Here is a 21,520-nt window from a genome sequence, read left to right as displayed (position 1 = left end):
ACACCGGGGCCGCCACGATCGGTGACGCTGCGCGTGCCGTCGGCGAGCGGTTTCGCCCCGGAACTTCTAGCTCTGCCGCCCGCGCAGGGCCGACCGCCGGACGCGGCGGGCGGTGGTCAGACCGCGCCGCACCTGACGCAGCGCGGGAACCTGGGTGGCCCGGTGCAGGGTGCGGTGGATGCGGCCCATGTCGCCCCGGCGGTCGGTGAGCGACCAGGCGAACTCGACGGGATCGGTGACCTGTTCGAGCTGGCGCCCCGCCTGCTCGAACCACTGCATGTTCCGCCGGGCGGCGTCCTGGATCGGGCCGATCTCCGCGCGCCGCCGGGCGTCGTAGGCCGACAGCGCGGCACCGCGGCCGTTCGGGCAGGTCAGGTCGGCCGCGGCCGTCTGGCCCGCGACGCCGTAGAGGGCGTCGACCAGACCCATCGAGTCCTGCATCGCCAGCACGGTGCCCGAGCCGATCCCGAAGTGCGTGGTGTGCGCGGCGTCGCCGGCCAGCACGAGGTCGCCGTCGCGCCAGGTCCGGTTGCGGACCTCGCGGAAGCGCAGCCAGGGCTTCTCCCCCAGCCCGCCGAGGGGCTCGATGAGCCGGCGCCCGGCCAGCGTGCGGTGGAAGACCGACTCGACGAGCCGGACGGCGTCGGCCCCGGACATGTGGTCCAGGCCCAGCCCCTCCCAGGTGTCGGGCTCGCACTCCACGATGCAGGTGCTGACCCCGTTGGACGACGGGTAGAGGTGGATCCACATCCAGCCCGCGTCGGTCGGCTGGAAGTCCCAGACGAAGGTGTCCGAGTCGCTGTCGGCGCCGAGCCAGATGTAGGGGTTCGTGCCCTCGTCGACGGTGGTGCCGAAGTGCTCGGCGCGCGCGGTGCGGATCCGGCTGCCGACGCCGTCGGCCGCGACGACCAGGTCCGCGTCGAGGGAGTCGCGCTCGACCGGGGAGCCGTACTCGATCTTCACGCCCAGCTGCTCGGCCCGGCGCGCCAGCACGTCGAGCAGGTCGACGCGGGCGATCGCGTAGCCGTACTTGCCGCCGACGTGCACCGGGCGGTGGTCGGCGACCCGGATCTCCTGGGCGTTCCACAGCCGGGACGCGCGACGCAGGGCCTCACCGCCCTCGGGGTCGTTGCGGAACGCGTCGTCGAGCATGTCCTCGCCGTAGGTGACGGCGAACCCGTGGGTCCGCCCCGCCTCGTTGCGTTCGTACACGACGACCTCGTCGCGTCCCCCGGACCGGAGCCTGGCGAGAACCGCCAGGTACAGACCGGCCGGCCCACCTCCTGCGCAGGCGATACGCACGCAGACCCCCTTCGGTTCATCAGATCACCGGAAGAAATGAACCGTAGCGCAGGGGTTGCGGAGCGCGACGGGGTGTGTATGTCCGCAGTGTCCGACCCCGTCCGGTGACGGACCGTCCGGCGCCCCTCCCCCGGCACCCGGCTGGTCGACCCCTGGTTAGCGTGGAGGTGTGCACGCACTCAGCGGGACCTCCCACGCCGCCGTCCGGCGGTGCGCGCGATGAGCGTCGGCGAGATGGTCGCCGGCCGGGTCCGCTCGGTCCGCCGGGAGATGGGCAATCCGCTCTACCGCAACGCGTACGCCCTGATGCTCAACACCGTCGTCAACTCCGGCTTCGGGTTGCTCTACTGGGTCTTCGCCGCGCGGGTGTTCAGCACCGAGGACGTCGGCCGCGGCAACGCCATGGTCAACCTGATGATGCTGATCTCGGTCCTGACCTCGCTGAACTTCGGTCAGGCCCTCATCCGCTTCCTCCCGACGGCCGGGCGCGACTCGCGGTCGCTGGTGCGGCTCGCCTACGGGGTCAGCGCCGGGATGGCCGTCGTCGGCTCGGCCGCGGTCATGACCTACTGCCACTTCGCCTACGCCCCCGGCGACCCGCTGCACGTCTCCCCCGGCTTCGCCGCGTGGTTCGTGGTCTCGACCGCCGCGTGGTCCATCTTCAACCTGCAGGACCAGGTCCTCACCGGGCTGCGCTCGGCGATGTGGGTGGTGCTGGAGAACGGCGTCTACGGCGTCGTGAAGCTCGGCCTGCTCGTCGTCGTCGCGTTCACCTCGGTGTCCGACGGCGTGTTCACCTCCTGGAGCGCGCCGGTCATCGCCCTGCTGGTGCCGTTCACCCTGCTGATCTCGCGGCGGCTGCTCCCCCGGCACACCGCGGAGACCGTGGACCGCGACGACGCCGGTGCCCCGGACCGCGCCACGCTGGCCCGCTACATGGGCGGCGACTACCTGGGCCAGGTGTTCAACCAGGCCATGTCGTCGTTCCTGCCGGTGCTGGTGGTCATGACGATCAGCCAGGCGGCCAGCGCCTACCTGCTGCCGGCCCAGACCGTCTTCCTCGCGATGAGCATGCTGTCGATGGCGATCACCTCGGCGCTGGTCGTGGAGGGCTCCCGGAACCCGGAGCACGCGCACGTGTTCGCCCGCGCTGTGCTGCGCCGGATCTGCCTGCTGGTGTGGCCCGCCTCGCTGGTCATCGCGCTGGCCGCACCGCTGCTGCTGTGGTTCTACGGGCCGCAGTACGTCGAGAACTCCACGACGCTGCTGCAGCTGCTGATGGCCTCGATGTTCCCGCGCGTGATCGTGACGATGTGGATGACGAAGTCGCGGCTCGCGAACCGCACCTTCCCCCTGGCCGCGCAGCAGCTCGTGCACTGCGCGATCGTGCTCGGCGGGATCCCGCTGCTCGCCCCGACGCTCGGGGTCGACGCCGTCGGCTGGACGTGGCTCGCGGGCGAGTTGGTGCTGGCGGTCGTCTTCGCGCCGTCGGTGGTGCGTTGGCTGCGCCGGCCGGCCCCGCCGCACCCGCCCGGCGACGGCGGTCCCGCCAGCCCGGACGGCAAGGACCTCCTCGACCGCGACGACGACACCCGGCCCATCAGCGGGCCGGAGGCGCGGACCCACGAGTTCCCCCGCGTCCGCGACTGACCCCTCGGCGATCAGGGGCTCCGTCCGGCGGCCCACGCAGCGTCCCGAGGCCCCGTCGATCAGTACCTGAGCGCTGTCCGATCGGCCGTCGACAGCGCTCAGGTACTGATCGACGGGTGGCGCGCCGTCGCCACACCCCTTCGCGGGCAGCCACACCTGTTGCAGCGGGTGTGGCTGCCGGCGAAGGGGTGTGGACCTGCGGCGACCCGCGACGACGCGCGGCGACTGGCCGCGTGGGGTGCCGCGGCGGGCGGCGGGTCGCCGCGGGGCAGCGGGACCGCGGGGGCTGCGAGGGCCGCCGGGTGGGTGCGCGAGCCCGGTCAGGAACGCTGGATGAACTTCTCCGGGATCGGTGTCCCGTTGCGCCACAGGTTCCCCAGGGCCCGGTCGAAGGCGCGGGGCCGCAGCCGGACGAGCCCGCCGCCCGGGTTGTGGGTGATCTCGCCGAAGTAGACGTGGCCGTCGACGTCGTAGAGGTCGACGCGGCAGAAGGTGAAGTCCTTGCCCAGCGCGCGGGCGATCTCCAGCATCCGCTCGTAGGAGGCGGGCTTCTCCGGCAGCGCGTCGGCCTGGGAGAACCGCCCGGAGATCCGGAACGGCACCCAGTCCGGGTGCAGCATCGTCGAGGTGTGGGCGGTGAACCGGTCCTGGTCGACGACGACCATCGCGGGCTCGCCGTGGAAGACGAAGAACTTGTAGTCGGCGGGCGGCGTGGTGCCGTCGCCGATCATCTCCTCGACGACGGCGCGCGGCGTGAGCCCCTCGTAGGGGCGCTCGCGCCAGCCGTGGGTGAAGAAGTCGGTGCGCAGCCAGCGGGCGACCGTCGAGCGGATCTTCGCGTGGTCGGCGGCCGCCGGGTGGCGCACCAGGATCGTCATGTCGCAGCCGTGGGTGCCCTTGACGACGTAGGGGCCGGTGGGCGCCTCCAGGTCGAGGTCCTCGGCGCGCTCGACCACCTGGAGGAGCGGGATGAGGTGCTCCGCCCCGATGCGCTCGGCGACGTGCTCGCGGACGGTGTACTTGTCCGCGGTGACGTGCACCAGTTCGGGCTGGTCGTCGAGGTTCTTCTTGGCGAGCAGCTGGGACCAGGTCCGCGGCCGCCGGAACGTCGTCAACTCCCCCTGGAACAGGGCGTGGTGGGCCATCGCGAAGGCGCGATGCGGCAGGAACCGGAGCCGTCGGGACAGCATCACCCGTGCGTCGAACGACATTCTCCGGACGATAGCGACCCTCTCCCACCGCCCGGCGCACCGGCCCCGGACCGGGTGGCCCGACCACCCGGGGCAACCCCGGATGCCGCACGGACGTCACCAACAGTGGGCACGCTCGTTGCCATTCGCGAGGAATGCCCGCAGCACGGCCTCGGTCGAGGGCGTGCCGAACGCACTGAGGTGTTCTCAGTAGCGGGTTGATCATGTCGTGCGGTCGTACTCGGTGTGGAGTAGTACGAGCGCAGCTGCGGTGATCGCGCCGGTGCGCCAGGGACATAGCGTGACTCGCCGCAACGCGGCGAAGGTGGTCTTGAGCAGGGCGTTTCCGCGTTCGGCCAGAGCACGAAGGGCTGAGTGCAGGGTGTTGACGGTGCGCTGGTTGACCGTCTGCCCGCGGCCGGGGGCGAGTTTGATGGGCACGGTGAGCCGGTCGGCTTCGCCTTCGTAGCCGAGGTCGCCCAGCGCGGCGTGGGTGTCGTCGGTGAACGCGGCCAGGCCCTCGAGCAGCCCGGGGTGGGTACGGGCGCAGCGGGTGTCGTGCTCGCGGCCCGGCCGCACGTCGCTGGTCCATAGCGGCCATCCATCAGGTGCGGTGAGGACCTGGATGTTCCCGCCGTGGCGGCGGTGCTTGCCCGACCACCACAGGTCGACCCCGGGGGTGAGGCCGAGCGCGCGGCACCGGTCGGTGGCGATCAGGGTGCCGTCGAGATTCACGTGGGTGTGCCCGGCTGTGCGGGCGGCGAGCAGGGCTCCGTGCAGGCCGGGTGCGGCCGCGGCGAGGACGTCGATGCCTTCGTGCAGGTAACGGTAGGCCGTTGCAGTGCTGATCGCGTTGTCACCGGCCGAACATCGGACCCGGGTAGCATCACAGAACCAGCGGATCACCAGCACTGCCTGGGCGAACGGGGTCAACGCCCGCCGCCGGGTGCCACGTCGACGGCGTTGAAGGACCAGGAGCCGCGCCAGATAGGCCACGGTGCGCTCCCCGATCGGGAGGACAGCGGTGTAGGTGACAGGATCAGACATGCAGGACCTCGGTGACGGTGTCGATCTGTGCTGGACCGAACCGATCTACCGGGGTCCTGCCCCGTTCCCGCTCATCTCACCACCCTCGGCGTGTCGCCACGACCTGCCACCCCGCTACTGAGAACACCTCACTGCGTCACCCCTTACGGTGATTGAGGGGCCGACGGCGCCGAAGACGGCGCACCCCGGAAGGAGCACCGACTGTGCCGATCGTGCGGAACCCCCACGTTCTCGTCACCGTGATCACGCCGGCCTACAACGTCGGCCCGTGGATCGGTGAGGCCATCGACTCGGTGCTCGCGCAGACCGAGTCCCGGTTCGAGTACCTCGTCGTGGACGACGGGTCGACCGACGACACCGCCGACATCGTGCGCTCGCGCGCCGAGCGCGACCCGCGGGTGCGGCTGATCCAGGTGGAGAACGGCGGCTCGGGCGCCGCGCGCAACCGCGCGCTGGCCGAGAGCGCCGCCCCGTTCGTCGCGTTCCTCGACGGCGACGACCGCTGGCACCCCGAGTTCCTGTCGCACATGCTCGAGACCCTGCACACCGCCCCGCCCGGGGTCGGGATGGCGTACTGCCACACCCGCGTGATGATGGAGTCCGGGCAGGTCGTGGCGCTGCGCTGGCAGCCGTCGGGCAAGGTCGACATCGACAAGCAGCTGGTGGAGAACAACCCGCCGCACAACGGCAGCTCGCTCATGATCCGCCGGGCCTGCTTCGACCAGGTCGGCGGCTTCGACTGCTCGCTGCCCTCCGCGGTGGACTTCGAGATGTGGCTGCGGATCGCCGCCGGGTCGAACTACCCGCTGATGTGGGGCACCCGCCGCTGGCTGCTCGACATGCGGCTGATGCGCACCGGCTCGATCAGCTCCAACCGGCAGCGCCGGTTCGAGTGCCTGGACAAGGTCATCGCCGACTACGCACCGCGGATGCGGCGCCAGCACCCGGGGATGGCCTACGTCCGGCCGGCGGTGTTCGCCTACCGCGACGGGCTCGACGACTTCGGCGACCGGTGGGCGCTGCTGGCCCGCGAGGCCGGCACGAAGGAGCTCGCGAAGGACTCGTGGGGCCGGTCGCTGCTGGCGTGGAACAGTGCGGGCCGCGAGCGGCGCGCGCAGCTGCGCAACGTCCGCGACACCGCCCGCAACAGCGCCTACAAGGGCGTGTCCGGGGCGCTGCGCACCGCGGTGAAGCTCAACTCGCTGCGGGGATGACCCCGGCACCGCGCCTGCGGGAACGCCACGGCTGACCCGCGACCCGCAGGCGCCCGCCCGCTCCAGCATGATGGGCCCGTGGTGGCAGTCGGAGCGGGCCGGACGGAACGACGGGCCCGGCTGGCGGTGGCCCTGGTCTTCCTCACCAACGGCCTGGTCTACGCCAACCTGCTGCCCCGCTTCCCGCAGGTCAAGGCCGACCTCGGCCTGTCCAACACCCAGCTCGGGCTCGCGGTGGCCGCGATGCCGTTCGCGGCGCTGCTGGCCGGGCTCACCGCGGGCCCGCTGATCGCCCGGTTCACCTCGGCGAAGGTGGCGTCGTTCGGGATGGCGGTGATCGCCCTCGGCGTCGTGCTCGTCGGGTTCGCGCCGTCCTGGGGGCTGTTCGCCACGGCGATGCTGCTGGTCGGGGCGGCCGACGCCGTCGTGGACGTCGCGCAGAACGCGCACGGGCTGCGGGTGCAGCGCCGCTACGGCCGGTCGATCCTCAACGGGTTCCACGCGCTCTGGTCGGTCGGGGCGGTCGCGGGCGGACTGATGGGCTCGGCCGCAGCCGGGGCCGGGCTGGCGCTGCCGGTGCACCTGGGGCTGTCGTCGCTGCTCTCAGTGGTGATCGCGGTCGCGGTCCACCCGCTGCTGCTGCGCGGCGACGACCGCGACGACCGTCCGGCCCCCGGCGCGGCCGACGGTGCGGCCGACGGTGCACCGCCGCGCAGGCCGTGGACCGGGCTCGGCACCCGCACCGTGGCGCTGCTCGCCGTGTTCGGGCTGGTCGCGATCTCCGGCACCCTGGTGGAGGACTCCGGCGCCACCTGGGCGGCGGTCTACCTGCAGGGGCTCGGGGCCGGTGCGGCCGTCGCCGGCCTCGGGTTCGTGGCGCTGCAGGGCTGCCAGTTCGTCGGCAGGCTGGTCGGTGACCGGGTGGTCGACCGGTTCGGCCAGCGCGCGGTGGCCCGCGCCGGTGGCGGGCTCGTACTCGCCGGGATGGGCCTCGCGCTGGCGTTCCCGACCGTGCCCGGCACCGTCGCCGGGTTCGGTCTCGCCGGTTTCGGGGTGGCGACGCTCGTCCCGGCCGCGATGACCGCCGCCGACCACCTGCCGGGGCTGGCACCGGGCACCGGGCTGACGATCGTCACCTGGCTGATGCGGGTCGGGTTCCTGATCTCACCGCCGGTGGTCGGGCTGGTCGCCGACGCGACGTCGCTGCGGGTGGGGCTGCTCGTCGTCCCCCTCGCGGGGCTGGTGGTGGTGCTCCTCGCCGGGGTGCTGGCCGGGCGGCGCCGGCCCGGCTGAGCACCGGTCGACATGATCACGACCGGATCCGACAGGATCATCCGTACGTCTCGACACGAATCGGTCGGCGCCCTAGCGTCGTGACGCATGTCACCCACCGTCCCGCCGGCGCCGCCGGGACCCACGCTCCGGTCGTCCCGCAAGGTCGCCACCGCCAGTCTCGTCGGCACCACCATCGAGTGGTACGACTTCTTCATCTTCGGCACGGCCGCGGCCCTGGTCTTCAACCAGGTGTTCTTCCCGTCGGTCGACCCCGTCACCGGAACCCTGTCCGCGTTCGGCGCGTTCGCCGTCGGGTTCATCGCCCGCCCGCTGGGCGGGGCGGTGTTCGCGCACTTCGGCGACAAGGTCGGCCGCAAGCCGATGCTCGTGTACTCGCTGCTCCTGATGGGCGCGGCGACCGTCGGGATGGGCCTGCTGCCCGGCTACGACACCCTCGGCATCTGGGCACCGGTCCTGCTGGTGGTCCTGCGGTTCCTGCAGGGCTTCGGTGTCGGCGGCGAGTGGGGCGGGGCGGCGCTGATGGCCGTCGAGCACGCCCCGGCGCACCGTCGCGGGTTCTACGGCAGCTGGCCGCAGGTCGGAGTCCCCCTCGGCCTGGTCCTGGGGACCGCGACGTTCGCGGTGCTGTCGGCGACGCTGACCGACGAGCAGTTCCTGGCCTGGGGCTGGCGGGTGCCGTTCCTCGCCAGCGTCGCGCTGATCGCGGTCGGGATGTGGATCCGGCTCGGCGTCCACGAGTCACCGGTGTTCCAGCAGGCGATGGACGAGAAGGCCGCGAACCGGATGCCGGTGCTGGAGGCGCTGCGCACCTACCCGAAGGAGATCGGGCTCGCGGCCGGCTCGTTCCTCGCGACGAACTCGACGTTCTACGTCTCCTCGGTCTGGCTGGTCACCTACGCCACCCAGCAGCTGTCCTACGACCGCACCACGATCCTCGCCGCGAACTCGGTGCTGTCGCTGTCGGACATCCCGCTGATCCTGGCGTTCGGTCTGCTGTCGGACCGGATCGGTCGGCGCCCGATGTTCGTCGGCGGGATGGCGCTGCTGGCCGTGTTCGCGGTGCCGTACTTCTGGCTCGTGTCCACCGGCAGCATCTGGCTTTTCCTGCTGGGCGGGCTGATCGTCCAGGTGGCGCGCTCGGCGGTGTACGGGCCGCAGTCGGCGTTCTTCGCCGAGCAGTTCTCCACCAGCATGCGGTACTCGGGGGCGTCGCTGGCCTACCAGATCGCGTCGATCCTGGGCGGCCTCGCACCGCTGCTGTGCACCGCGCTCGTCGCGCTGACCGGGTCGCTCTACGCCGTCGCCGGCTACGTCGTCGGGATCGCGCTGGTGTCGCTGGTCTGTTCCTGGCTGATGACCGAGACGCTCCGGTCGGGGCTGCGCGACGACGCCGTCGCCGTCGCCCGGACCTGACCCCTGACTTCTGACCTCTACCGCCGGCCGGTCGCGGTCGCCGGCGTTCCCCTGCCCCGGGCGCGCCGGGCCGCGACCAGGTCGGCGACACCGAGCACCAGGGCCAGCGCCACCAGCCCGACGGTGATGAGCAGGCCGTGCGAGATGGCGTCCGCCCAGTCCCCGCCGGACGCGGTGAGCCTGCCGAAGAACACCGCACCGACCGCGGACAGCCCGATCGCCGTCCCGATCCGCTGCCCGGTCTGCAGCACCCCGCCCGCGGTGCCGCCGGAGGTGTGCGGGATCTCCGACAGCGCGAGGGTCTGGTTCGGGGCGATCACCAGCCCGCCGCCCGCCCCGGCGAGCAGCAGCGGCCCGGCGATCGCGAGCCCGGTCCACGGGCTGTGCGCGGTCGCGGCGAGGACGAGGTCGGTGACACCGAGCCCGACCATCACCGTCGCCAGCCCGACGACGATCATCGGCTGCCCGAAGCGCGCCACCAGGCGTCCGCTCAGGGCGGAGGTGACGGCCGAGCCCAGCGCGAACGCCGTCAGCGTGAGACCGGTCTGCAACGGGGTGTATCCCAGCCCGTTCTGCAGGTAGAGGGTGAGCACGAAGAAGATCGAGGTGAACCCGGCGAAGTAGACGGCGCCGAGCGAGGCGCCGACGGCGTAGCTGCGGGTCCGCAGCAGCGCGAAGTCGACCAGCGGGTGGCCGTGGACGCGCTTGGCCCGCCGCTCCCACGCCACGAACGCCACCAGCGCCACGACCGAGACCGCGACCAGCCACCAGGGCGCCGACGCCGGGTCCCGCTCGGCGAGCACCAGCGGCAGCATCAGCGCGACGACGGCGACACCGAGCAGCGCCGAACCGCCCAGGTCCAGCGGGCGCCGTTCCCCCGCCGGCGCGGTGTCGGCCGGCAACAGCCGGAACGCGGCGACCAGCGCCGCGACGCCGATCGGGATGTTGACGAAGAAGACCCAGCGCCAGCCGTCGGCGTCGCCGGCCCAGGCCAGCAACAGCCCGCCGAGCAGTGGGCCGACCGCGGTGGAGATCCCGACGACGGCGCCGAACATGCCGAACGCGGTGCCCCGCTCCGGACCGCGGAACAGGTCCTGGATGAACCCGACGACCTGCGGGGACAGCAGCCCGGCCGCGACACCCTGCACCAGCCGGACCGCGACGAGCACCTCCGGGTTCGGCGCGAACCCGGCGACGGCGCTGGTGAGGGTGAACAGCGCCAGCCCGGTGACGAACATGCGACGGCGGCCACGGTCGTCGCCCAGCCGTCCGGACGCGACCAGGACCAGGCCGAACGTGAGCGCGTAGCCGGACACGATCCAGGACAGCTGCGCGGCCGAGGCCCGCAGCGCGGTCTGCATGGCGGGCAGCGCGACGTTGACGATGCTGACGTCGAGCAGGCTCATGAACCCGGCGACCAGGCAGACCGACAGTGCCCGCCAGCGTCGGGGGTCGGGGGTGTACACCTCGGGGGCGGTGCGGTCGTCGCTCACAGTCCCTCATTCCCCGCCCTGGCGCGGCGGGGCGCAACTCGAACCCGGGTCCTGCGGGCGCGCGTCACATCGTGTGGACTCACCGACCATGTGGACCGTACAGATCGGGAACCGGTCGTGAGGGGCGCCGAGGCGCTGGTCGGGTCGCTCACCGCGGCCGGTGTCGACGTGTGCTTCATGAACCCGGGCACCTCGGAGATGCACTTCGTGCAGGCGCTCGACGCGGTGCCGGAGATGCGTGGCGTGCTGGCCCTGTTCGAGGGCGTCGCGACCGGCGCCGCCGACGCCTACGCGCGCATCGCCGGGAAGCCCGCGGCGGTGCTGCTGCACCTGGGGCCGGGGCTGGGCAACGGGTTGGCGAACCTGCACAACGCGCGCCGGGCCGGGATCCCGCTGCTGTGCGTCGTCGGGGGGCACGCGACAGACCACGTCCGGTTCGACGCGCCGCTGCAGTCCGACATCACCGCGGTCGCACGGACCGTGTCCGGGTGGGTGCACACCAGCGGCGACGTCCGCGACGTCGCCGCCGACGCCATGCGTTCCCTCGCCGCGACCGGCGAGCGCGGCGGGCAGGTCGCGACGCTGGTGCTGCCCGCCGACGTGTCCTGGTCCGAGGGTGCGTCGCTCGCCCCGCCGCTGCCGGTCACCGGGCCGGTCCCGCCGGACGCCTCACGGGTCGCCGCGGCCGCCGACGCCGTCCGCGCGCCCGGCGCGACGCTGCTGCTGGGCGGGCCCGCACTGAGCGCGGCGGGCGTCGACGCCGCCGGGCGGATCGCCGCGGCGACCGGGACACGGCTGCTGGTGGAGACCTTCCCCCGGCGCTGGGAGACCGGCGCCGGCCGGACCCGCATCGACAAGCTGGCCTACTTCGCCGAGCAGGCGATCGCACAGCTGGACGGCACGTCGTCGCTGGTGCTGGCCGGGGCGCGGTCGCCGGTGTCGTTCTTCGGCTACCCGGGCGTGCCCGGGGACCTGGTGCCCGAGGGTGCCGCCGTGGTGGGGCTGGCCGACGCGACGACCGACGCGACGGCCGCGCTGGAGGCCCTCGCCGACGTCGTCTCCGGGGACGCGGCCGCCGCGCTCGCCCCGCACGAGGCGCCGGAGCCCGCGCCGGGGCCGCTCGACGTGCGGGGGCTGTGCGCCGGCGTCGCCGCGACGCTGCCGCAGGACGCGATCGTGGTCGACGAGGCGCTGACGGCGACGGCGACGCTGGCGATGTCGTTGCAGACCGCGCCGCGGCACACCCAGCTCGCGCTGACCGGCGGCGCGATCGGGATGGGGCTGCCCGCCGCGGTGGGCGCCGCCGTCGCCGCCCCGGACCGTCCGGTGGTGGCGGTGCAGGCCGACGGCAGCGCGCTCTACACGCTGCAGGCACTGTGGACGATGGCCCGCGAGCGGCTCGACGTCACCGTCGTCCTGATCAACAACGCGGCCTACTCGATCCTGCGGGTGGAGCTCGCCCGCACCGGTGCCGGGGAGGCGGCCCACTCGGGGCGGGCGGGACGGATGCTCGACCTCTCCGACCCGACGCCGGACTTCACCGCGCTGGCGACCGGGCTGGGGGTGCCCGCCGAGCGGGTCACCACCACCGAGGGCCTGCTCGACGCGCTGCGGCGGGCGCAGGCAGAGCCGGGCCCGCACCTGGTCGAGGCGATCGTCCCGGCGCTGGGCTGAGCGCTCCCGGTGCCGACCGCACGGCCGCGCCGGCACCGCGTCCCGGTCGGCGACCTGCGCCACCACGGCCAGGTCGCCGACCAGGCGCTCCCTGAATCGGCTTGACCTGCACCCGGGTTCAGGGAGCAGGGTGGCGCCGTGGTCGAGGCGCGGACGGACGGTGCGGGGGTCTGGTCCCCGGGCCGCGCGCCGACGACCGTCGGGATCCTGCTGCTGATCAGCCTGACCGCGTTCGAGGCGATGGGTGTGGGGACCGCGATGCCCGCCGTCGTCGCCGACCTGGGCGGGGTCTCCCGGTACGCCTGGCCGTTCGTGCTGTTCCTGGCCGCGGCGGTCTTCGGCACCGTCGCCGGCGGTCGCTGGTGCGACGTCCGGGGCCCGCGGGTGCCGCTCGTCGCCGCGCCGGTCCTGTTCGGGGCGGGCTTGATCGTCGCCGGGTTCGCGACGACGATGGCCGGGCTGCTGGCCGGACGGGTCCTGCAGGGGCTGGGTGCGGGAGCCCAGGGTGTCGCGGTGTACGTGCTCGTCGCCGAGGTGTACCCACGCGGGCGCGCCCGGTGGTGTTCGGGCTGATCTCCTCGGCGTGGGTGCTGCCCGCGCTCGTCGGCCCGCCACTGGCCGGGCTGGTCACCGAGCACCTCTCCTGGCACTGGGTCTTCCTCGGTCTGCTGCCGGTGGTGGGGCTGGCCCTGGTGCTGATCGCGCCGGTGGTGCGCGTCCTGCGACCGCCCACCGGTCCGGCGGCCGGCGACCGTGGGACGGGTCTGGTGCCCGCGGCACTCGGTGCCGCGGTCGGCGTCGCCGGGCTGAGCTGGGCGCTGGAGAACCTCGACGTCGGCGGGGCGGTGGCCGGCGTCGTCGCGCTCGCGGTGCTGGTGCCGTCGCTGCGCAGGCTGCTGCCCCGCGGGACCGTCGTCGCGCGCCCGGGCATCGCCGCGGTCGTCGCGGCCCGCGGCCTGGTCGCCGGGGCGTTCTTCCCGGTCGTGTCGTTCCTGCCCCTGGTGCTCACCGCGACGCACGGCTGGTCGCTGACCGCCGCCGGGACGCCGCTGATCGTCGCGTCGCTGGGCTGGTCGGGCGCCGCCGCCTGGCAGGCCCGCAGACCCGACGCCGACCGCGCACTGATGCTGCGCACCGGGTTCGCGATGATCGCCGCGGGCCAGGTCGCGCTGGTCCCGGTCGCCGCCGGGCTGCTGCCGGGCTGGCTCGCCGTGGGGTTCTGGGGCGTGTCCGGGCTCGGGATGGGCGTGGCGTTCTCCGCGATCGCCTACCTGACCCTGGCCCACTCCGACGCCGGTGACGTCGGTGCGCACTCCTCGGCGGCCCAGCTGCTCGACCAGCTCGCGACGGCGGTGTTCGTCGGTCTGGGCGGGGCGCTGCTGGTGGCGCTGGGTTCGCCCGCGGTCGCGCTGCCGGTGCTCGTCGCGGTCGTGGCCTGCCTCTCCGGGATCGGCGCGGTGACCGCGGGGCGGACCCGCGTCCGCGCCTGAGGCGACCGGTTCGGGCCGCCGTGTCCGGATCGACACCTGCCGTCGGTCTGGTGATCACCCGGCCGGGTGAGGGTGGGCGTCGTCGTCCCCACTCCCCCGGAGGTCCCGTGACCCGCCCGTCCCCCCGCATCCGCCTCGTCGCCGCAGCGGTGCTCGCCCTGTCCCTCGCCGTCGCGCCGGCCGCCCTCGCCGCTCCCGCGCCGCAGGCCGGGCCGCGGGCCGTGCTCGACGTGGTCAGCGACGTGCAGGGTGATCTGCCCGACCTCGCACACACCCTCGCGGATCTGGACGACCTCGGCCGCGACGCCGACGGCCCCGGTCCCGCCGACGCGCTCGTCGTCAACGGCGATCTGGTCCCCTCCGGCACGGTCGCCGAGTACGAGGCGTTCACCGCCGCGCTGGCCGCCGGTCCGCCGCGGGCCCGAACGCTGGCCGCGATCGGCAACCACGAGTACTACACCGGGGAGCCGGACGCCGTGCTCACCGAGCGGTTCCTGCGCTACACCGGGATGCCGGCGCCCTACCACCGCAGCGACGTCCGTGGGGTGCCGGTGCTGTTCCTCGGCAGCGTGGCGGCGCCGGGCGACGACGCCTATGCCGTCCTCGGCGACGAGCAGCTGGACTGGTTCGACCGCGAGCTCGACCGCGCCTCGGCCCGGCCGGGTCCGGTGCTCGTGTTCTCCCACCACCCGCTGCTCGACACCGTGTCGGGGACCCGGGGTGCCACGGGCGCGGACAACTACTGCTGCCAGTACCCGCGGCCCGAGCACGACCGGCTGCTGCAGATCATGGGCGACCATCCCGACGTCGTGTTCCTGACCGGGCACACCCACTACGACCTGGGGCTCGACGACTGGGCGGTCCGCCGCACCGTCCCGGGCGGCCACCCCGAGGGGTTCACCGCCGTCAACACCGGCTCACTGCAGACGCAGTGGTCGACCGCGCCGGACGGCAGCGAGGTGGCCGCCCCGACCCGGGCGATGAACCAGGGGCTGCGGCTGGTCGTCGACGGCGGGCGGACCGTGGTCGAGGCGCACGACTTCGCCGCGGACACCGTGGTGAACCGCATCGAGATCACCACGGGCGGCTGACCACCGCCGACGGCCCGGGCCACGACCCGCTCGACGAGGGGGCGTGGCCCGGGCCGGGGCACGACGGGATCAGTCACCCTCGATGTCGCCCTCGGACTCCAGGTAGGCCTGGCGCAGCGCGTCCAGCGTCGCCTGCTCCGGGCTCTCCCAGAGCCCGCGGTCGACGGCCTCCAGCAGTCGTTCGGCCATGCCGTGCAGCGCCCACGGGTTGGACTCGGACAGGAACTTGCGGTTGTCCGGGTCCAGCACGTACTCGGCGGTCAGCGTCTCGTACTGCCAGTCCGCGATGACGCCGGTGGTGGCGTCCCAGCCGAACAGGTAGTCGACGGTCGCGGCCATCTCGAACGCGCCCTTGTAGCCGTGCCGGCGCATCGCGGCGATCCAGCGCGGGTTCACCACGCGGGCACGGAAGACCCGGGCGGTCTCCTCGTGCAGGCTGCGGGTGCGCACCGCCTCCGGACGGGTCGAGTCCCCGACGTAGGCGGCCGGCGCGGTGCCGGTCAGCGCGCGCACCGTGGCGACCATGCCGCCGTGGTACTGGTAGTAGTCGTCGGAGTCGGCGATGTCGTGCTCGCGGGTGTCGATGTTCTTGGCCGCCACCGCGATCCGCCGGTAGGCGTTCTCCATGTCGTCCCGGGCCGGGACGCCGTCGAGGCCGCGGCCGTAGGCGTAGCCGCCCCAGGTGGAGTAGACCTCGGCGAGGTCGGCGTCGCCGCGCCAGTCGCGGGAGTCGACGAGCTGGAGCAGCCCGGCGCCGTAGGTGCCCGGCTTGGAGCCGAAGATCCGGGTGCGGGCGCGGCGGTCGTCGCCGGTGCGCTCGCGATCGGCCTCGACGTGGGCGCGGACGTAGTTCTGCTCCGGGGTCTCGTCCAGCTCGGCGACCAGCTTCACCGCGTCGTCGAGCAGGGCCAGCACGTGCGGGAACGCGTCGCGGAAGAACCCGGAGATGCGGACCGTGACGTCGACGCGCGGGCGGCCGAGCTCGTCGAGGTCGATCACCTCCAGGCTGCGGACGCGGCGGCTCGCGTCGTCCCACACCGGGCGGACGCCGAGCAGGGCGAACACCTCGGCGACGTCGTCGCCGGAGGTCCGCATCGCGCTGGTCCCCCACACCGACAGGCCGACGCTGCGCGGGTACTCGCCGTGGTCGGCCCGGTAGCGCTCGACCAGCGACTCGGCCATCGCCTGCCCGGTCTCCCAGGCCAGCTTCGACGGGACGGCCTTCGGGTCGACCGAGTAGAAGTTCCGCCCGGTCGGGAGCACGTTGACCAGCCCGCGCAGCGGGGAGCCGGACGGGCCGGCCGGGATGAAGCCGCCGTCGAGGGCGTGCAGCACCCGGTCGAGCTCGTGCGCGGTGGCGTCGAGCCGCGGCACGACCTCGTCGGCGGCGAAGCGCAGCACCGCACGCACCCCGTCGGCGTCCACGGCGGGGAGCACCTCGGAGCCGGCCGGGCCGGGGGTCAGGTGCTCGTCGACGACGGCGTCGACTGCGGCCGGGTCCCAGCCGCGGGACTCCATCGCCGCGACGAGGGCGCGGGCCACCTGCTCGACGGCGTCGGTGCGGGCGTTGGTCTCCGAGCCGTCCTCGACCAGCCCGAGGGCCTGGCGCAGACCGGGGACCGACTGCTCGCCGCCCCACATCTGCCGGGCGCGGAGCACCGCCAGCACCAGGTCGACGCGCTGCTCCCCGGCCGGGGCCTGGGCGAGCACGTGCAGGCCGTCGCGGATCTGGACGTCCTTGATCTCGCACAGCCAGCCGTCGACGTGCATGAGCATGTCGTCGAAGACGTCCTCGTCGGGACGCTGCTCCAGCCCGAGGTCCTGGTGCATCTGCGCCGCGGTCATCAGCGTCCAGATCTGCTGGCGGATCGCGGGCAGCTTCGCCGGGTCCAGCGCGGAGATGTTGGCGTGCTCGTCGAGCAGCTGCTCCAGGCGGGCGATGTCGCCGTAGGACTCGGCGCGCGCCATCGGCGGGATGAGGTGGTCGACCAGGGTGGCGTGCGCACGGCGCTTGGCCTGCGTGCCCTCGCCGGGGTCGTTCACCAGGAAGGGGTAGACCAGCGGCAGGTCGCCGAGGACGGCGTCGGTGCCGCAGGAGGCCGACATCCCCAGTGTCTTGCCGGGCAGCCACTCCAGGTTGCCGTGCTTGCCGATGTGCACGATCGCGTGCGCACCGAACCCGCCCTCGGACTCCGGCGCGGCCAGCCAGCGGTAGGCGCCCAGGTAGTGGTGCGACGGCGGCAGGTCCGGGTCGTGGTAGATCGCGACCGGGTTCTCCCCGAAACCGCGCGGCGGCTGCACGATCAGCACGACGTTCCCGCGGCGCAGCGCCGCGACGACGATGTCGCCGTCCGGGTTCTGCGAGCGGTCGACGTAGTGCTCGCCCGGCGCCTCGCCCCAGTGCTCGACGACGCCGTCGCGGAAGTCCTCGGGCAGCGTGTCGAACCAGCTGCGGTAGGTCGCGGCGGAGATGCGGACCGGGTTGCCGGCCAGCTTGTCCTCGGTGAGCCAGTCCGGGTCCTGCCCGCCGGCCTCGATCAGGGCGTGCATGAGCGCGTCGCCGTCGCCGGCCTCGACGCCCGGGAACGCCGCCTCGCCCTCGGTGGCGACCGCGTAGCCCGCCGCGGCCATCGTGCGCAGCAGCGCCACCGTCGACGCCGGGGTGTCCAGCCCGACCGCGTTCCCGATCCGCGCGTGCTTGGTCGGGTACGCCGACAGCATCAGCACGATCTTCTTGTCCGCGTTCGGGACCCGGCGCAGCGTCGCGTGCTTCACGGCGATCCCGGCGACCCGGGCGGCCCGCTCGTCGTCGGGGACGTAGACCGAGAGGCCGTCGGCGTCGGTCTCCTTGAACGAGAACGGGACGGTGATCAGCCGGCCGTCGAACTCCGGCACCGCGACCTGGGTGGCGACGTCGAGCGGGGACATCCCGTCGTCGTTGGCCTCCCAGGTGGCCCGGGAGCTGGTCAGGCACAGGCCCTGCAGGATCGGGACGTCGAGCGCGGCCAGCTCGGTGACGTCCCACTCCTCGTCCTCGCCACCGGCCTGGGCGCCGGCGGGCTTGGTACCGCCCGCGGCGAGCACGGTGACGACCATGGCGTCGGCCTCGCGCAGCCGCTCGAGCAGAGCGGCCGGGGCCTGGCGCAGCGACGCGCACCAGATCGGCAGCGCGCGGGCGCCCTTCGCCGCGATCTGCTCGCAGAGGGCCTCGATGTAGCGGGTGTTCCCGGCGAGGAACTGGGCGCGGTAGAACAGCACCGCGACCGTCGGACCGTCGACGTCGGTGGCCGGGACGGACAGCTCACCCCACTCGGGCAGATCCACCGGCGGCGCGAAGCCCTCACCGGTGAGCAGCACGGTGTCGGACAGGAACGCGTGCAGCTGCGCCAGGTTCTCGGTGCCGCCCTGTGCCAGGTAGGTGTGCGCCTGGGCCGCGACGCCCGCGGGCACCGAGGACAGCTCCATCATCTCCGCGTCCGGGGCCATCTCCCCGCCCAGGCAGACCAGCGGCGTCGCGCGGGCCCGCAGCAGGTCCAGGCCCTCCTCGAAGTAGCGGTACCCGCCGAGGACACGGACGACGACGACGTCGGCGGCGTCGGCCATCTCGGCCAGCTCGTCGTGGGTGACCCGGTTCGGGTTGGCGAGGCGGTAGTCCGCGCCCGAGGACCGGGCCGAGAGCAGGTCGGTGTCCGAGGTGGACAACAGGAGGATCACCGGAGGGCTCCGGGCACAGCATGGGCGCGCGTCATCGACGGACCTTCCTCGGGATCCTCGTCCCGGGTGGGGTGGCGCGGCGAACGGGCGCAGTGTCTGGCTCCCCCCGGCCGTGGCCGGGGGTGACAGTGGCGGGACCGCGCCGGACTCGCACCGGCTTCCTGGTTCCCGCTCGCCGTCTTCGGTTGTCGTGAGTCACCTTCGGTGGCGGCCCGGGGTCCCGTCAAGGTGCGCCGGACCAGGGTGGTGATCCGCACGTGCGGCGGCGTGGTGGGCGGGGCGGGAGCGGAACGGGGGCACCCCGCCGTCAGAACCGATCGGCGCCCGCCCCGCCCGCGGGCGGGGTGTCGTCACCGGCCCGGCCGAGGTCGCGGGCCTGCAGCGCCAGCCACAGCTCGTGGCGGTCCTGGGCCGAGGACAACCGGCGACCGCTGAGCCGCTCGGCCGCGGCGATCCGGTTCCGCACGGTGTGCCGGTGCACGCCCAGCGCGGCGGCGGTGGCCTCCCAGTGGCCGTTGCGCTCGACGAACGCGGCCACCGCGCGCAGCAGCTGCGCGCCGCGCGGGTCGGCGTCGAACGGGCCGAGGACGGCGTCGGCGAACCCGCCGAGGCGGTCGTGGTCGAGCAGCGCGAGCAGCATCCGGCTCGACGCCACGTCCTCGGCGTGCGCGGTCCGTCCGGTCAGCCGGGCCACCGGCAGTGCCGAGCGGGCCTGGCGCAGCGACACCGCCAGCGCGCCGGGGCGCACCGCGATCCCGATCCCGGCCGGGCGGCCCGCGGCCAGGGTGGTGAGCACGGTGTCCAGGTCGACCGGCGCGGGCACGGCCAGCTCGACCCGGCCCGCGGGGTCGGCGGGCTCGGTCCCCGGGCCGTCGCGCACCACCCGGACCAGGGCGTCGGGCAGCACGGCGGCGAGGTCGGCGGCCAGCTCGTCCGGGCGCGGCGCGGCGACGACCGCGGCGCGCAGCGGCTGTTCGGACAGACCGGCGGCGGCCAGCCTGCGTCCGGCGACGGCGTCGTCGACCACCCCGCGTTCCAGGGACGCGAGCAACCGGGCCCGGCCACGGCGCACCGCGGCGTCGAGACCGGCGCGGCGTTCCAGGTCCAGCGACAGCAGCGACACCAGGTCCCCGGTGACCTGGTTGGAGTGCGGTCCCGCGGCGGGCCCGTCCACGAGCAGCAGCGCCCGGATCCGGTGCGAGCCCAGCGGGTGCACCTCGCGGCGGCGCCCGCCGCCGGTCTCGACCGCCGCCCCCAGCAGCCCCTGGGCACGCACGGCGGCGACGGTGCCCGCCAGGCCGGCGGCGAGGGCGTCGGCGCCGTCCGGCGGGGCGGCGGCCAGCACCCGTCCGAGCAGGTCGACGACCACCGCGGTGCGCCCGGTGGCCTGCGCGTGCACCGCGAGCACCGCCGCCGGCCCACCCGGGACGACGGCGGCCGCGGTGAGCGCCCGCTGGGTGCGCAGCGCCCACTGCAGCCGGGCCCGCTCGGCGGCGTCGCGGTGGGCGAACACGGCCCGGGTCACCGCGACGAACGGCACCCCGTCCGGGACCCCCAGCAGCGGCAGCCCGGCCCGGCGGGCGGCGGTGACCAGCTCGGCCGGGACCCGGCGGTGCGGCAGGTCCGCACCCAGCCCGAGCCCGAGCGCGACGACGCCGTGCGCGCGCAGGTGCCGGGCGTAGGCGGTGAGCCCCTCGACGTCCGAGGGCAGCAGGAACCCCACGGTGAGCACCAGCTCGCCGCCCTCCAGCCACGAGCCGGGCTCGGTCAGCTCCGACACCGCGGCCGCCGCGACCACGACGTCGAGGTCGGCGTCGTCGACGGCGGCGCGCCCGAGCCGCAGCGCGGGGTCGGCGAGCAGGGTCGCGAGCGTGACACCGGACGACGGGATGGACACCACGTCGAGGATCATCGCGCGGACTTCGACGTTTCGTCACTTCCCCCTGCGTGCCCGGTGCCCGACCGTGGGCGCACCCGAGACCGCCGCCCCGAGGAGGCCCACCGTGACCGTCGGCCCGGTCGACGCCAGCGTCGTCCCCCGTTTCGCCGGACCCACCACGTTCGCCCGGCTCCCCCGCCTCGACGAGGTGGAGCACGCCGACGTCGTGGTGCTGGGGCTCCCGTTCGACGCCGGGGTGTCCTACCGGCCCGGCGCCCGGTTCGGCCCGGCGCACGTGCGGGCGGCGTCGAAGCTGCTGCGGCCCTACCACCCGCCGCTGGGCGTCTCCCCGTTCGCCGCCCAGCAAGTGGCCGACGCCGGTGACCTCGGCATCAACCCGTTCTCGATCGACGAGGCGATCGCCACCGTCGAACAGGCCGCGGACCGGCTGCGCGCCGGTGGCACCACGCTGCTCGCGCTCGGCGGGGACCACACCGTGGCGCTGCCGCTGCTGCGGTCGGTGGCCCGCACCCACGGGCCGGTCGGCGTCGTGCACTTCGACGCCCACCTCGACACCTGGGACACCTACTTCGGCGCCGACATCACCCACGGCACCCCGTTCCGCAACGCCGCGCAGGAGGGGTTGCTCGACCCGCGGCGCTGCGTGCACGTCGGCATCCGCGGCCCGCTCTACAGCGAGCAGGACCTCGCCGACGACGAGGTCCTCGGCTTCCAGGTGATCGGCACCGACGACTTCCAGACCGACGGGGTGCCCGCCGTCGTCGAGCGGATGCGGCGCCGGCTGGGCACCGGGCCGGTGTACGTGTCGGTCGACATCGACGTGCTCGACCCCGCGCACGCCCCCGGCATCGGCACCCCGGAGGCCGGCGGGCTGACCAGCCGTGAGCTGCTGCACTGCCTGCGCGGGCTGGTGGGGGTCGACGTCGTCGGCGCCGACGTCGTCGAGGTCTCCCCCGCCTACGACCACGCGGAGATCACCGGGATCGCCGCCGCCCACGTCGCCTACGAGCTGGTGTCCGTGCTCGCCGCCAACCGGAAGGGCTGAT

General features: G+C 74.1%; 15 protein-coding genes and 1 riboswitch. Of the genes, 9 read left to right on the top strand and 6 right to left on the bottom strand.

The window, feature by feature from the left end; genetic code table 11:
- Positions 1 to 66 precede the first annotated feature (66 nt).
- A complete protein-coding gene (locus tag Ae505Ps2_RS19410) occupies positions 67 to 1,302 on the bottom strand; it encodes an FAD-dependent monooxygenase (protein WP_075305782.1) in 1,236 nt (411 codons plus the stop codon).
- Positions 1,303 to 1,521: 219 nt separating this feature from the next.
- Here Ae505Ps2_RS19410 and Ae505Ps2_RS19405 point away from each other — a divergent pair, with 219 nt between their 5' ends.
- The gene (locus tag Ae505Ps2_RS19405) at positions 1,522 to 2,952 is read left to right on the top strand and encodes an oligosaccharide flippase family protein (RefSeq protein ID WP_139318693.1); all 1,431 of its coding nucleotides are present in this window, start codon (positions 1,522 to 1,524) and stop codon (positions 2,950 to 2,952) included.
- Positions 2,953 to 3,272: 320 nt separating this feature from the next.
- Here Ae505Ps2_RS19405 and Ae505Ps2_RS19400 read toward each other — a convergent pair whose 3' ends face one another.
- Together Ae505Ps2_RS19400 and Ae505Ps2_RS19395 are read right to left on the bottom strand one after the other, a co-directional pair.
- Positions 3,273 to 4,163 carry an ATP-grasp fold amidoligase family protein gene (locus tag Ae505Ps2_RS19400; RefSeq protein WP_075305780.1) on the bottom strand — a complete coding sequence of 297 codons (891 nt, stop codon included), beginning with the start codon at positions 4,161 to 4,163 and terminating at the stop codon, positions 3,273 to 3,275.
- Positions 4,164 to 4,364: 201 nt separating this feature from the next.
- Complete coding sequence (locus Ae505Ps2_RS19395) at positions 4,365 to 5,189, bottom strand: transposase family protein (RefSeq protein WP_075553319.1); 825 nt, start codon at positions 5,187 to 5,189, stop codon at positions 4,365 to 4,367.
- Between the two features lie 212 nt (positions 5,190 to 5,401).
- On the opposite strand from Ae505Ps2_RS19395, the gene Ae505Ps2_RS19390 reads away from it, so the two are divergent.
- The 3 genes from Ae505Ps2_RS19390 to Ae505Ps2_RS19380 all read left to right on the top strand — a co-directional run bounded on the left by Ae505Ps2_RS19390 (position 5,402) and on the right by Ae505Ps2_RS19380 (position 9,112).
- Positions 5,402 to 6,403 (top strand): glycosyltransferase family A protein, encoded by a 1,002-nt coding sequence (locus Ae505Ps2_RS19390; RefSeq protein ID WP_170917060.1) that lies wholly within the window; start codon positions 5,402 to 5,404, stop codon positions 6,401 to 6,403.
- 78 nt (positions 6,404 to 6,481) lie between these two features.
- On the top strand, positions 6,482 to 7,696 hold the full coding sequence (locus Ae505Ps2_RS19385; protein WP_075333249.1) for an MFS transporter: 1,215 nt from the start codon (positions 6,482 to 6,484) through the stop codon (positions 7,694 to 7,696).
- A gap of 87 nt (positions 7,697 to 7,783) precedes the next feature.
- Positions 7,784 to 9,112 (top strand): MFS transporter, encoded by a 1,329-nt coding sequence (locus Ae505Ps2_RS19380; protein ID WP_020623907.1) that lies wholly within the window; start codon positions 7,784 to 7,786, stop codon positions 9,110 to 9,112.
- Positions 9,113 to 9,129: 17 nt separating this feature from the next.
- Here the strand turns inward: Ae505Ps2_RS19380 and Ae505Ps2_RS19375 are convergent, their stop codons facing one another.
- Positions 9,130 to 10,605: an MFS transporter gene (locus Ae505Ps2_RS19375; protein ID WP_075333247.1), complete on the bottom strand. Its 1,476-nt coding sequence runs from the start codon at positions 10,603 to 10,605 to the stop codon at positions 9,130 to 9,132.
- A 117-nt stretch (positions 10,606 to 10,722) separates the two neighbouring features.
- On the opposite strand from Ae505Ps2_RS19375, the gene Ae505Ps2_RS19370 reads away from it, so the two are divergent.
- The 4 genes from Ae505Ps2_RS19370 (at position 10,723) to Ae505Ps2_RS19360 (ending at position 14,860) form a co-directional block, all read left to right on the top strand.
- On the top strand, positions 10,723 to 12,279 hold the full coding sequence (locus Ae505Ps2_RS19370; RefSeq protein ID WP_075553839.1) for an acetolactate synthase large subunit: 1,557 nt from the start codon (positions 10,723 to 10,725) through the stop codon (positions 12,277 to 12,279).
- A 138-nt stretch (positions 12,280 to 12,417) separates the two neighbouring features.
- Positions 12,418 to 12,852, top strand: a complete 435-nt coding sequence (locus Ae505Ps2_RS33555; protein WP_249265303.1) for an MFS transporter — start codon at positions 12,418 to 12,420, stop codon at positions 12,850 to 12,852.
- The gene (locus Ae505Ps2_RS19365) at positions 12,837 to 13,769 is read left to right on the top strand and encodes an MFS transporter (protein ID WP_249265302.1); all 933 of its coding nucleotides are present in this window, start codon (positions 12,837 to 12,839) and stop codon (positions 13,767 to 13,769) included. Before Ae505Ps2_RS33555 ends, Ae505Ps2_RS19365 begins: the two co-directional genes overlap by 16 nt.
- A 107-nt stretch (positions 13,770 to 13,876) precedes the next feature.
- The gene (locus tag Ae505Ps2_RS19360; protein WP_075305774.1) at positions 13,877 to 14,860 is read left to right on the top strand and encodes a DUF4073 domain-containing protein; all 984 of its coding nucleotides are present in this window, start codon (positions 13,877 to 13,879) and stop codon (positions 14,858 to 14,860) included.
- Between the two features lie 69 nt (positions 14,861 to 14,929).
- On the opposite strand, the gene cobN is transcribed toward Ae505Ps2_RS19360, so the two are convergent.
- Together cobN and Ae505Ps2_RS19350 are read right to left on the bottom strand one after the other, a co-directional pair.
- The gene (gene cobN, locus Ae505Ps2_RS19355) at positions 14,930 to 18,574 is read right to left on the bottom strand and encodes a cobaltochelatase subunit CobN (RefSeq protein ID WP_075553838.1); all 3,645 of its coding nucleotides are present in this window, start codon (positions 18,572 to 18,574) and stop codon (positions 14,930 to 14,932) included.
- 90 nt (positions 18,575 to 18,664) lie between these two features.
- Positions 18,665 to 18,741: riboswitch (cobalamin riboswitch) on the bottom strand.
- Between the two features lie 140 nt (positions 18,742 to 18,881).
- Positions 18,882 to 20,471 carry a PucR family transcriptional regulator gene (locus tag Ae505Ps2_RS19350; RefSeq protein ID WP_170918274.1) on the bottom strand — a complete coding sequence of 530 codons (1,590 nt, stop codon included), beginning with the start codon at positions 20,469 to 20,471 and terminating at the stop codon, positions 18,882 to 18,884.
- 106 nt (positions 20,472 to 20,577) lie between these two features.
- Between Ae505Ps2_RS19350 and speB the strand changes: the two genes are divergently transcribed.
- Positions 20,578 to 21,519, top strand: coding sequence for an agmatinase (gene speB / locus Ae505Ps2_RS19345; protein ID WP_170917059.1), 942 nt, complete (start codon positions 20,578 to 20,580; stop codon positions 21,517 to 21,519).
- Position 21,520 lies beyond the last annotated feature (1 nt).

Origin of the sequence: Pseudonocardia sp. Ae505_Ps2, assembly GCF_001932425.1 — a bacterium.
Classification (GTDB): Bacteria; Actinomycetota; Actinomycetes; order Mycobacteriales; family Pseudonocardiaceae; genus Pseudonocardia.
This window is presented reverse-complemented; position numbering and strand designations above follow the sequence as displayed.

Excerpts from the sequence above, each read along its gene's own strand:
- Ae505Ps2_RS19400 (WP_075305780.1), bottom strand. The coding sequence starts at position 4,163 with ATGTCGTTCGACGCACGGGTGATGCTGTCCCGACGGCTCCGGTTCCTG.
- Ae505Ps2_RS19405 (WP_139318693.1), top strand. The coding sequence starts at position 1,522 with ATGAGCGTCGGCGAGATGGTCGCCGGCCGGGTCCGCTCGGTCCGCCGG.
- Ae505Ps2_RS19395 (WP_075553319.1), bottom strand. The coding sequence starts at position 5,189 with ATGTCTGATCCTGTCACCTACACCGCTGTCCTCCCGATCGGGGAGCGC.
- Ae505Ps2_RS19380 (WP_020623907.1), top strand. The coding sequence starts at position 7,784 with ATGTCACCCACCGTCCCGCCGGCGCCGCCGGGACCCACGCTCCGGTCG.